The sequence below is a fragment of the Chelativorans sp. ZYF759 genome (genome assembly GCF_012911015.1).
Taxonomy (GTDB): Bacteria; Pseudomonadota; Alphaproteobacteria; order Rhizobiales; family Rhizobiaceae; genus ZYF759.
Genome location: NZ_WVVV01000002.1, coordinates 126,632 through 138,354, shown reverse-complemented (window position 1 = coordinate 138,354; position 11,723 = coordinate 126,632). Strand labels below are relative to the sequence as shown.

General features: G+C 66.3%; 11 protein-coding genes. 6 read left to right on the top strand and 5 right to left on the bottom strand.

Annotation, left to right across the window (positions count from 1 at the left end; genetic code table 11):
• Position 1: 1 nt before the first annotated feature.
• The 4 genes from moaC to GRZ55_RS04540 are packed head-to-tail and all read right to left on the bottom strand — an operon-like array spanning position 2 to position 4,238.
• Entirely contained in the window at positions 2–499 is a 498-nt protein-coding gene (moaC, locus tag GRZ55_RS04550) for a cyclic pyranopterin monophosphate synthase MoaC (protein ID WP_169285718.1), read from the bottom strand.
• Positions 500–505: 6 nt separating this feature from the next.
• Entirely contained in the window at positions 506–1,321 is an 816-nt protein-coding gene (gene trpC / locus GRZ55_RS23370; protein WP_368856582.1) for an indole-3-glycerol phosphate synthase TrpC, read from the bottom strand.
• On the bottom strand, positions 1,318–2,343 hold the full coding sequence (gene trpD, locus GRZ55_RS23365) for an anthranilate phosphoribosyltransferase (RefSeq protein WP_368856589.1): 1,026 nt from the start codon (positions 2,341–2,343) through the stop codon (positions 1,318–1,320). The genes trpC and trpD overlap by 4 nt, the downstream gene beginning before the upstream one ends.
• A gap of 11 nt (positions 2,344–2,354) precedes the next feature.
• A complete protein-coding gene (locus tag GRZ55_RS04540) occupies positions 2,355–4,238 on the bottom strand; it encodes a peptidyl-prolyl cis-trans isomerase (protein WP_169285716.1) in 1,884 nt (627 codons plus the stop codon).
• Between the two features lie 141 nt (positions 4,239–4,379).
• Between GRZ55_RS04540 and tpiA the strand changes: the two genes are divergently transcribed.
• The 3 genes from tpiA to GRZ55_RS04525 all read left to right on the top strand — a co-directional run bounded on the left by tpiA (position 4,380) and on the right by GRZ55_RS04525 (position 7,422).
• Positions 4,380–5,147, top strand: a complete 768-nt coding sequence (tpiA, locus tag GRZ55_RS04535; protein WP_169285715.1) for a triose-phosphate isomerase — start codon at positions 4,380–4,382, stop codon at positions 5,145–5,147.
• A 135-nt stretch (positions 5,148–5,282) separates the two neighbouring features.
• The gene (secG, locus tag GRZ55_RS04530) at positions 5,283–5,660 is read left to right on the top strand and encodes a preprotein translocase subunit SecG (RefSeq protein ID WP_169285714.1); all 378 of its coding nucleotides are present in this window, start codon (positions 5,283–5,285) and stop codon (positions 5,658–5,660) included.
• Between the two features lie 133 nt (positions 5,661–5,793).
• Positions 5,794–7,422 carry a CTP synthase gene (locus GRZ55_RS04525; RefSeq protein WP_169285713.1) on the top strand — a complete coding sequence of 543 codons (1,629 nt, stop codon included), beginning with the start codon at positions 5,794–5,796 and terminating at the stop codon, positions 7,420–7,422.
• A gap of 18 nt (positions 7,423–7,440) precedes the next feature.
• Here the strand turns inward: GRZ55_RS04525 and GRZ55_RS04520 are convergent, their stop codons facing one another.
• Positions 7,441–8,565, bottom strand: a complete 1,125-nt coding sequence (locus GRZ55_RS04520; protein WP_169285712.1) for a glycosyltransferase family 1 protein — start codon at positions 8,563–8,565, stop codon at positions 7,441–7,443.
• A gap of 175 nt (positions 8,566–8,740) precedes the next feature.
• Between GRZ55_RS04520 and GRZ55_RS04515 the strand changes: the two genes are divergently transcribed.
• The 3 genes from GRZ55_RS04515 to kdsA are packed head-to-tail and all read left to right on the top strand — an operon-like array spanning position 8,741 to position 11,364.
• Positions 8,741–9,688 carry an alpha/beta hydrolase gene (locus GRZ55_RS04515; RefSeq protein ID WP_169285711.1) on the top strand — a complete coding sequence of 316 codons (948 nt, stop codon included), beginning with the start codon at positions 8,741–8,743 and terminating at the stop codon, positions 9,686–9,688.
• A 36-nt stretch (positions 9,689–9,724) separates the two neighbouring features.
• Positions 9,725–10,534, top strand: coding sequence for a VOC family protein (locus GRZ55_RS04510; protein WP_169285710.1), 810 nt, complete (start codon positions 9,725–9,727; stop codon positions 10,532–10,534).
• Complete coding sequence (gene kdsA, locus GRZ55_RS04505) at positions 10,531–11,364, top strand: 3-deoxy-8-phosphooctulonate synthase (RefSeq protein ID WP_169285709.1); 834 nt, start codon at positions 10,531–10,533, stop codon at positions 11,362–11,364. The genes GRZ55_RS04510 and kdsA overlap by 4 nt, the downstream gene beginning before the upstream one ends.
• Positions 11,365–11,723: the final 359 nt, after the last annotated feature.

The window sequence follows — 11,723 nt, the reverse complement described above, 5'->3', positions numbered from 1 at the left end:
TTCAGGCGCTCCCGGCGCGGAAGTCGCCGGATTTGCCGCCCGTCTTCTCAAGCAGCCGGATGCCCTCCACGCTCATCTCGCGGTCGACCGCCTTGGCCATGTCGTAGATCGTCAGGCAAGCGACGGAGACGGCCGTCAGCGCTTCCATTTCGACGCCTGTCTTGCCGGTGACGCGGGCACGCCCCGTCACACGCAGGCCGGGCAGCGCATGGTCGGGCTCGATGTCGACCGTCACCTTGGTGAGCAGCAGGGGGTGGCAGAGCGGGATCAGCTCATGCGTCTTCTTGGCGGCCATGATGCCGGCGATACGCGCGATGCCGATCACGTCGCCCTTCTTGGCGTTGCCGGCGAGGATGAGGTCGAGCGTCTCGGGGCGCATGCGCACCCGACCTTCGGCCACCGCCGTGCGCACTGTCTCGTCCTTGGCGCCGACGTCGACCATGTCGGCGGCGCCGGATTCGGCCAGATGGGTCAGGCGCTTGCCGCTTGGTTCCGTCATGTCCGTTCAGCCGGCGGCCGCGGGAGCGGCGGCGCCTTCGAGCAGTTGCCTGGTGGCGGCGGCCACGTCGTCCTGGCGCATCAGGCTCTCGCCGACGAGGAAGGAGGAGATTCCCGACCGCGCGAGCCGCAGGCAGTCCTCATGGGTGAAGATGCCGCTCTCGCCGACCATGAGGCGGTCGTCGGGAATCATCGCCGCCAAGCGTTCGGAGGTCTCGAGGCTGACCTCGAAGGTGCGGAGGTTGCGGTTGTTGATGCCGATGAGCGGGGAGGAGAGCTGGAGCGCGCGTTCCAGTTCGGCTTCGTCATGGACCTCGATCAGGACATCCATGCCGAGGTCAAAGGCGCAGTCTTCGAGCGCGCGGGCTTCCTCGTCCGCAAGGCTTGCCATGATGATCAGGATCGCGTCTCCACCCCAGGCGCGCGCCTCATAGACCTGGTAGGGCTCGAACATGAAGTCCTTGCGCAGCGCGGGCAGGGTGGTGGCGGCGCGCGCGGAGGTCAGGAATTCAGGCGCGCCCTGGAAGGAAGGCGTGTCGGTCAACACAGACAGGCAGGCAGCACCACCAGCCTGATAGGCGCGGGCGAGTGCGGGCGGATCGAAATCGGCCCGGATCAGACCCTTGGACGGGCTCGCCTTCTTGATTTCGGCGATCAGCGCGAAGCGGCCCTGATCGATCCTGCGACGCAGGGCCTCGGCAAAGCCGCGTGGGGCCGCGACATCGGCAAGCCGCGCCTTCAGTTCGGAGAGCGGCACGGACGTCCTGGCGGCGGCGATCTCCTCGCGCTTGTAGGCCTCGATCTTTCGCAGAATGTCGGTCACAACGGCGCCTCCCTGCCGGTCGAGACGGCGACCAGCCTGTCGAGCGCCTTCATGGCGCGGCCTTCGTCGATGGATTGCGCGGCGAGCCGGACGCCGTCGGCAAGCTTGCGCGCGCGGCCGGCCACGACCAGGGCGCCGGCGGCGTTGAGAAGAGCGATGTCGCGATATGGGCCTGCTTCTCCCGACAGGACGGCCTTGAGCGCGCGGGCGTTGTGCCTGGCGTCGCCGCCCTTGAGCGCCTCGGGCCGCACACGGGCGAGGCCGACATCTTCCGGCGTGATCTCGAAGGTGCGGATCTCGCCCTCTTCGAGTGCCGCGACCTGGGTCGGACCGGTGGTCGTCATCTCGTCGAGACCGTCGCCGTGCACGACCCAGACCGTCGCGGAGCCGAGGCCCTTCAGCACATGGGCGAGCGGCTCGACCCATTCGGGTGCGAAGACGCCGACCAGCTGGCGCGAGACGCCGGCGGGGTTGGAGAGCGGGCCGAGCAGATTGAAGATGGTGCGGGTGCCGAGTTCGACGCGGGAGGGGCCGACATGGCGCATGGCCGAATGATGCGAGGGGGCGAACATGAAGCCCAGACCGGCCTCATCGATGCAGCGCGCGATGAGTTCCGGCCCGATCTCAATGTCGACGCCCAAGGCGGCCAGCGTGTCGGCGGCGCCGGAACGCGAGGAGAGCGCGCGGTTGCCGTGCTTGGCGACGGGAACGCCGGCGCCCGCCACGATGAAGGCGGCGCAGGTCGAGACATTGTAGGAGCCCGACGCGTCACCACCGGTGCCAACGATGTCGACCGCGTCGTCGGGGGCCTTTACCGTCAGCATCTTGGCGCGCATCGTGGCGACGGCGCCGGAGATCTCGTCGACGGTCTCGCCGCGGACCCTCAGCGCCATCAGGAAGCCGCCGATCTGGGTCGGCGTGGCCTCGCCCGACATCATCAGGTCGAAGGCGGCGCGCGCATCCTCGAAGGAGAGGGGCTTTCCGCTCCCGGCCTTCGCGACATAGGTCTTGAACTCCCCCACCATGGCAACGCTCAGAAGCTCAGCGCCTGCTGCAGCGCATTCTGGTTGACGGAGACCGGGTAGACGCCCTGAAGACGGGCGACCAGCTGGTCGAGAAGATCGTCCGAAAGCCCGGCCGACATGCGCGTCCGGGTGTTCTCGTCGATGGCGTCGGGACCCGCGGCCATGGGCTGCGAGACATTCGTGACGGTGAAGACGACGTGGCCGCGTCCATCGGGCAACGACATCGCGGAGGTCGCGCCCTGGGGAACGGCGAAGACGGCGGCGACACCATCGCGGCCGAGATCGCTGTCGTTGGTCGTGCGGTTGAGGCCATATTTGTTCTGGACCGACAGGCCCAGCTCTTCCGCTATCTCCGCGAGGCTCTCGCCGCCGTCCACACGCTGGCGGATGTCGGCCGCAAGCTCGGACAGGCGCGAGGCACGCTCCGCCGCCGTCCAGTCGGCCGCGGCCTGCTCGCGCACCTCGTCGAGCGTCATCTGACGCGAGGGGGCGATGGCGTCGACCTCGTAATAGAGGAAGCCCAGCGTGCCGATGTTGATCGGCGGGTTCTCGACGCCTTCCTCGGTCGCGAAGGCTTCCTCGACCAGCGCGGAGGCTTCCGGAATGTCGAGGGTGGAGCCATCCGGCGTCCTGCCGGAGGCGTCGATGGCCTCGATGGTCACGGCGTTGAGCTGCAGGCTGTCTGCGGCCTCCTGCATCGTATCGCCCGCAGCGCGCGCATCCTCGTAGGAATCGTAGACGCTCATGACCATGTCGCTCGAGCGGTCGAGCGCGATTTCCTGGCGAATCTCGTCCTCGACATCGGCGAGCGGCTCGGCGCCGGCGGGGGTGATCTCGGTCACGCGCAGAAGGATGGCACCGAACATGCCCTCGACCACGTCGCTGACCTCACCTTCGTCGAGTTCGAACGCGGCCGCACCGATCGCCGCGTCGGGAACCTGGCCTTCGGCATAGATGCCGAGGAGCAGGTCGCCCGGCGCACGACCGAGGTCCTGGGCGACGGCGGCGAAATCCTCGCCGTCTCTGATGCGGGCAAGCGCAGCCTCCGCCTCGTCGGCATCGCCAAAGACGATCTGCTCGATGCGGCGCTGCTCTTCGGCTGAAAAGCGTTCGATGTTGGCCTGGTAATAGGCCTCGACCTCGTCGTCGGAAATGGCGGCGGGGTCGGCCAGCGAGTCCGGGTCGAGGCGCAGATAGCTGACGGTGCGGTATTCCGGCGCCACGTAGTTTTCCTGGTTCGCCTCGTACCATGCCTCAAGTTCGGCCTGGGTGGGGGCCTCGACATCGTCGACCAGGCGCGGCGGCAGGATGATCATGTCGACGCTGCGACGCTCTCCCTGGTGCAGCGCCATGGCGCGCAGGAAGGTGTCGGGCAGGGTCAGGCCGTCGGATACGGCCTCCACGATCTGCTGGCGCTTGGCGACGCGCTCGCGGTTGGCGAGATAGTCCTGCGAGCGCATGCCCACCTGACGCAGCACCCATTCGAACTGTCCCCGGTCGAAGCGGCCATCCGGGCCCCGGAAGGCGGGATCCTCGGCGGTCAGTGCCGCAAGTCGGTCCACCGACAGGCCGAGCCGCATCTCGCGGGCCTGTTCGTCGAGCAGGGCACCGGCGACCACCTGGCTGAGCACCTGCTGGTCGACGCCGAAGGCACGGGCCTGTTCGCGCGTCAGCTGGGTGCCGAATTGCTGCGACATCATCATCATCTGCCGGTCATGGGCGAGACGATAGTCGATCGGCGACACGCTGGTTTCGCCCACGGTGACGACGTTGTTGCTGCCGCCGCCCAGCATCTGGCCGGAAATGCCCCATACGGCGAAACTGAGCACGAGCAGGCCGAGCAGCAGCTTGACCACCAGCGAGCCGGAAGCGTTTCTGAGCGATGTGAGCATGGACCGTCCGTTACCTGAAATAGCGTGTGCGTTCGAAAGCAAGATCGGGAATACCGCCCCAGACGCCCAGTGTCGATTGCTTTGTGGCCGCTTTTTGGTAGGAAGGCCCCATCCCCGAAACGGAATGAGGTTGATCGAGCCATGACGCCAGGCATCAGGCCACTTGTCGCCGGAAACTGGAAGATGAACGGGACGGGTGCCTCGCTGCCCGAGCTCGTTCGCATCGGCAATGCCTTCATGGAAGGGCTCGAGACCGAGACAGAGGCGCTGATATGCGTCCCGGCGACGCTTCTGACGCGTGCCCATGAGGCGTTGCGCGACACGCCGGTGGGCGTCGGCGGCCAGGACTGCCATGCCGAAGCCAGCGGCGCGCATACCGGCGACGTTTCGGCCGAAATGCTCAAGGACGCAGGTGCCAGCCATGTGATCGTGGGCCATTCCGAGCGACGCGCCGACCATGAGGAAAGCGACGCCGACGTGCGCGCCAAGGCGGAGGCCGCCTGGCGGGGCGGGCTGGTCGCGATCCTGTGCATCGGCGAGACCAAGGACGAGCGCGAGGACGACGAGACGCTCAACGTGCTCTCGCGCCAGATCGAGGGGTCGCTGCCGGGGGGCGCGAATGCGGCCAATCTGATCCTGGCCTACGAGCCGGTATGGGCGATCGGCACCGGCCTGACGCCGACGGCAGACGACGTGGCCGAGGCCCATGCCCATATCCGCGCAGAGCTGGCGAAGGCGGTGGGCGAGTCGGAAGCCGCGCGGATGCGCATTCTCTATGGTGGGTCGGTCAAGCCGGCCAACGCCGCCGAATTGATGGCGGTCGCCCATGTGGACGGCGCGCTCGTGGGCGGTGCAAGCCTCAAGGCCGACGATTTTCTCGGCATCGCGGAGGCCTATCGCAAGCTGTGATGGGCCATTGACCTTTTCAGGCGTCGTGTCGATGCCCATATGGGCGGGCACGGGGCTTGGAATACGGCAAGAAGCCGTGTAAGGAGCCGCCTTTCGCGAGCCGAACGCTTACAACCGAAAGCACCTGTTCTTCCCATGCAGACAATTCTCATCGTCATCCATCTGATGATCGTGATCGCGCTGGTCACTGTCGTGCTCATGCAGCGATCCGAGGGCGGTGGCCTGGGCATTGGCGGCGGATCGAACTTCGCTGCCGCGCGCGGCTCGGGCAATCTCCTGACCAAGGTGACTGCCGGCCTGGCCGTGGCCTTCTTCGCCACCTCGCTCAGCCTTTCGCTGATGGCGCGCTATGGCGCGCAGCCGGTCGACATCTTCGACCGCATGCCGGGCCAGGAGCAGACGCTTCCCGAGGGCGGTGGCGGCGTGCTGGACCAGCTGGGAGGCGACGACACACCCGCGCCGCCGAGCGGCACGGAGCCCACCGGACAGCCACAGGTCCCGAGCGGCCAGTAGAATCCGGGTCCGGAACCATCAGCGAGGGGCGGGCGACCGCCCCTTTCTCTTTGCGCTCTGAAGCGGGGATAAAGATGAAAAAGCGAAATTTTCTCTGGCGGAATCGGGGAGGCGGCGCTAAGCCCTGACTCCCATGGCGCGATACGTATTCATCACTGGCGGCGTGGTTTCCTCCCTCGGTAAAGGCATTGCCTCGGCGGCGCTCGGCGCGCTTCTCCAGGCGCGCGGCTACCGTGTCAGGCTCAGGAAGCTCGACCCCTATCTCAATGTCGATCCGGGCACGATGTCGCCCTATCAGCATGGCGAGGTCTTCGTCACCGACGACGGTGCGGAGACGGATCTCGATCTCGGCCATTATGAGCGCTTCACCGGGCGCTCGGCCAATCGGGCCGACAACATCACGACCGGGCGCATCTACCAGAACATCATCGACCGCGAGCGGCGCGGGGACTATCTGGGCGCGACTGTCCAGGTGATTCCCCACGTCACCGACGAGATCAAGAATTTCGTCCTCGACGGCAATGACGACTATGATTTCGTTTTGTGCGAGATCGGCGGTACGGTCGGCGACATCGAGGCGATGCCGTTCCTGGAGGCGATCCGGCAGCTCGGCAACGAACTGCCGCGCGGCGGGGCGGTCTATATCCACCTCACCCTGATGCCGTGGATCCCTGCGGCGGGCGAACTCAAGACCAAGCCGACGCAGCATTCGGTCAAGGAATTGCGCTCGATCGGCATCGCGCCCGACATCCTGCTGGTGCGCGCCGACCGGGAAATTCCCGTCGAGGAGCGGCGCAAGCTGTCGCTGTTCTGCAACGTGCGCGAATCGGCCGTCATCCAGGCGCTGGACGTGGCGCATATCTACGACGTGCCCATGGCCTATCACGGGGAAGGCCTGGATTCGGAAGTGCTGGCCGCCTTCGGCATCGATCCGGCGCCGAAGCCCCGCATGGAACGCTGGCACGAGGTCTCGGACCGCATCCACAATCCCGAAGGCGAGGTGGCGATCGCCATCGTGGGCAAGTACACGGGTCTCAAGGACGCCTACAAGTCGCTGATGGAGGCGCTCGCCCATGGCGGCATGGCCAACCGGGTGAAGGTCCGTTTCGAATGGATCGAATCGGAAATCTTCGAGAAGGAAGACCCTTCGCCCTGGCTCGAGAAGGTGCATGGCATCCTGGTGCCGGGCGGTTTCGGCGAGCGTGGCTCCGAGGGCAAGATCCTGGCCGCCAAATTCGCGCGTGAGCGAAAGGTGCCCTATTTCGGCATCTGTTTCGGCATGCAGATGGCCTGCATCGAGGCGGCGCGCTCGCTGGCGGGGATCGAAAAGGCGTCCTCGACCGAGTTCGGCGAGACGAACGAGCCCGTGGTGGGCCTGATGACCGAATGGCTGAAGGGCAACATGCTCGAGAAGCGCAGGGCATCGGGCGATCTCGGCGGCACGATGAGGCTCGGCGCCTATGACGCGGCGCTACGCCCGGGGTCCAAGATCGCCGAGATCTATGGCAGCACACATATTTCCGAGCGCCATCGCCACCGCTACGAGGTCAATATCGACTACAAGGAGCGGCTGGAGGCGTGCGGGCTGATCTTTGCCGGCATGTCGCCCGACGGCGTGCTGCCGGAGACGGTCGAATATGCCGACCACCCCTGGTTCATCGGCGTGCAGTACCATCCGGAGCTGAAGAGCCGGCCCTTCGAGCCGCACCCGCTCTTTGCGTCCTTCATCGCCGCCGCGGTCGAGCAGAGCCGGCTGGTCTGAAGCCAGCTGGCGTGAAGATCAGGCCGCCTGGCGGGCGGCGAAATCGTGCTGGGCCTGCTGGACGTTTTCCATGAAGGCCCGGGCACACGCGTCCCAACCATATTCGAGCGCCTTGGCGCGCGCTTCCTCGCGCGGGATTTCGAGCGCCTTGAGGGCGGCCGTGCGCAAATCGGCCGACAGCGCGCCGCCGCGCCCATCCGCGAAGATGTCAGCCGGACCGGTGACGGGGTAGGCGGCAACCGGCGTTCCGCTCGCCAAAGCCTCGAGCAGCACGAGGCCGAACGTGTCGGTCCGGCTGGGGAAAACGAAAACGTCGGCGCTGGCGAAATAGCGGGCCAGTTCCTCGCCTCGCCTGGTGCCGGCGAAGACGACGTGCGGGTAGCGGCCCTTGAGCAAAGCGAGATCCGGTCCGTCGCCGACCACGATCCTGGTGCCCGGCAGGTCGAGATCGAGAAAGGCCGGCAGGTTCTTCTCCACCGCGACCCGGCCAACATACAGGAAGACCGGCCGCTGGTGGCCAAGATCGGCGCGCAGCTGCGGGTGGAAGGTCTCGGTATCCACGCCGCGGCCCCACAGCATGAGCTTGTCGAATCCGTGCGCGGCCAGTTCCTCGCGCAGCGACGGCGTCGCCACCATCGTGCCGCTGCCGGAATTGTGGAAGGCCCGCAGCCAGCGGTAGCTCCAGGCTTCCGGCACCGGCACGCGGGCGCGCAGATATTCGGGAAACCGCGTGTGGTAGCTCGTGGTGAAGGGCAGGCCGCGGCTCAGGCAGACGCGGCGTGCATGGATGCCGAGCGGACCTTCGGTCACGATGTGGACGTGGTCGGGCCTGACCTCCTCCATGCGGCGCGCGATCTGGCCGCGCGTGGTCAGGGCCAGCCGGATATCCGGGTAGGAGGGGAGGGGCAGGGTGCGATGCCCGGCCGGGGTCAGATGGGCGACTTCGATGTCGATTGCCGACAGAGCCGCAAACAGGCTCTTCAGCGTCTGCACGACTCCGTTGACCTGCGGTTCCCAGGCGTCGGTGACGAACAGGATCCTTTTCACGTCCAGGTTCCAGTCATGCTCGGCAGGCTCGGGTTGGCGCCGGCGGTTCCAGAAATCGATTCGCCAGCGGCCAGGCTCGGTCTTCTTGTCGGTCATCACCATGAACTCCCAATGACACGGCTGCGCTGTCGTTCCATGCCCCTGTCCGGCCGCGCAAGGAGCCGTGAAACAAAAGGGGTTCGCATCCCGGCCCGGCAGTGTTGCGGCATCATCACAATCAGTAACATTCACGAAACGTGACGAGACTGTAACATCCAATCGGTTTAGCGTGATGTTACTGATTTGGTCGACGGGTGCGATCCCGTGGGTCGGTGGCACGGGGCTTGGCGACATGGCGACAGTCGAGGCGAGGCGCAGGACACGATACGCGGGCAGGCCCGTCAAGCTTGCCTCGGCGCTGCTCGTGTTCCTCGCGACCACGGGCTTCCTGGCCGGACTGACCATCCCGGAGATGTATCTCTATGCCGACCGCTTCCGCGTCTCCATCATGGCGCTGGCCGATCGGGACGGCTTCCAGGCGGTCGACCTGAAGACGCATGACGGGCTGACGCTCCGCAACTGGTACCGGCCGGCTGCGCCCGGCAAGCCGGTCATCGTCTATTTCCCCGACCGCATGGGCGATTTCGCGCGCAAGCCCGCCCATCTGTTCCAGCTGGCCGATCAGGGCTACGGCCTGCTTCTGGCCAGCTATCGCGGCTATGGCGGCAATCCCGGTCGTCCCGGCGAGGCGGATTTCTACCGTGACGCACGCTCCCTGCTCGATCTGGCGCAAGACAGCGCCCTGGCGCCGGACGGCTACGTCATCTACGGCTATTCGATGGGAACTGGCATCGCGAGCTACGCGGCGGCTGCCTTCCACCCGCTGGGCGTCATCCTGGAGGCGCCCTTCACCAGCTTCGCGGATGTCGTGCGCTATCAGGCCGCGCCTTTGCCGATCTGGCGCGTCAGCAGCCAGTTCGACACGCGCTCGCGCATGGGGCTGATCGATGCGCCGATCCTGATACTGGCCGGCGAACTCGACAGCGTGACACCGGCCTTCTTCGCCAAGCAGCTGGCGGCGCTGAATGAAGGGCTTGCGACCGTGCATGTCTTTCCGGGCGCCAACCATCTCAACATCATCCGCCACGGGGCAGGGGTCACGGTGGCGGGCTTCCTGGCGAAGATGGAACGCGGGGCGGCAACGCTGGCCAGCACAGCGGCAACCGCCATCATACCCTGATCTTGAACGGCGCGGCGAAAGCGGGCAGATGAGGGCATGACCAGTCCCGCCCTTCGCGTCATCGATCATTGCGTGCTGCCCGTCGGCGATCTGGCGACGGCACGCGCGCGGCTGGCCGCGCTCGGCTTCACGGTGGCACCGGAGGGTGTCCATCCATTCGGCACGGTGAATGCCTGCGTCTATTTCTCCGACGACACTTTTCTGGAGCCACTGGCGATCGGCAACGCAGCATCCGTCGAGGAGGCGGTGGGCGCCGGCAATGTCTTCGTGGCGCGCGACAGGGCCTTCCGGCAGGAATTGGGCGAAGAAGGTTTTTCGGCACTGGTCTTCAAGACCGAAGATGCCGCGGCCGATGACCGTGGCTTTGTTGCACAAGGGATTTCGGCCGGACCGATGCTCACCTTCTCGCGTGGCTTTCGCGATCCGGACGGGGCAAGCGGCACCGCTTCGTTCAGACTGGCCTTCGCCGCCGAACCTTCCGAGACGGCTGGCTATCTTTTCACCTGCCAGCGCATCGGCGTGCCTCAGGTGGATCGGTCCGCTCTCGAGATTCACGCCAACGGCGCCCGCGCGATCAGCGCGATTCTCGCCGAGGCCGGGGACCCGGCCCGTGCGCGCGCGTTTCTGGACGTGGCCGTGCCCACCCCGGCCGGCACCATCGAGATGAGGCCAGGTCGGCACGGCTCGGGGCTGCGTTTTGCCGGCATCGTTCTGGCCGTGACCGACGGCGCCCGCACGGAAAGACTGTTTTCCGAGGCCGGCATCGACTACACGAGGTCGGGCAACCGCCTTACCGTGCCGCCGGCGCCGGGACAGGGCACAGAATTTATCTTCGAGGAAGCATGACCAAACCGCAGCATTCCATCGAAATCGGCAGCGTCCGATTCGCCAATGACGCGCCGCTCGCGCTGATCGCCGGCCCGTGCCAAATGGAATCGCGCGACCACGCGTTCGAGGTGGCGGGGCGGCTGAAGGAGATGTGCGCGGGGCTCGGCATCGGGCTCGTCTACAAATCTTCCTTCGACAAGGCCAATCGCACCTCGCTCACCGGGCGACGCGGCCTCGGGCTCGACGCCGCGCTGCCGGTCTTCGCCGACCTGCGGCGCGATCTGGGGCTTCCCGTTCTGACCGACGTGCACACGGCCGAGCAATGCGCGCCGGTGGCCGAAGCCGTCGACGTGCTGCAGATCCCGGCCTTCCTGTGCCGCCAGACCGACCTCCTGGTGGCGGCCGCGGCGACGGGCAAGATCGTCAATGTGAAGAAGGGGCAGTTCCTGGCGCCCTGGGACATGCAGAACGTGATCGCCAAGCTGACGGGCTCCGGCAATGACCGGGTCATGGTGACCGAGCGCGGCGCGTCCTTCGGCTACAACACGCTCGTGTCGGACATGCGCTCGCTGCCAATCATGGCGGATTTCGGCGCGCCGGTGATCTTCGACGCGACCCATTCGGTTCAGCAGCCGGGCGGGCAGGGCGCCTCCAGCGGCGGAGACCGGCGGTTCGTGGGGCCGCTGGCGCGTGCAGCGGTGGCGGTGGGTGTCGCGGGCGTGTTCGTGGAAACCCACGAGGATCCCGACAATGCGCCCTCCGACGGGCCGAACATGGTGCCGCTGGCCGACATGCCGGCGCTGATCGAGACGCTGATGCGGCTCGACCGCGTCGCCAAAGAGGTCTGATTTCGACGCGGATTTGACCTTGGTCAAGGTCTTGAAGGCGGCCCAGCGCCATTGGTGACACATAGCCAATGGAGGTCCGACATGCCCGCCGAAACCATGCTTCTCACCACCGCCGTCGTCGCATTCTTCGCGACCTTCGCCGTGGTTCTCGCCTTCACCGACCTGACCTGGGAGCGGAAAGAAAATTAGCCAAAGCCACGAAGATGGGAACGGATTGCCGGGTGTGTCGTTATTGAGGCAACGGCAACTCAAACAGGAATTCGAAAAATGCCCATCATCCTCTGGCTCCTCGGCGTCCCGCTTTCGCTGATCATCGTCCTGCTTCTGGTCGGCGTTCTCTGATACGGATCGACCATCAG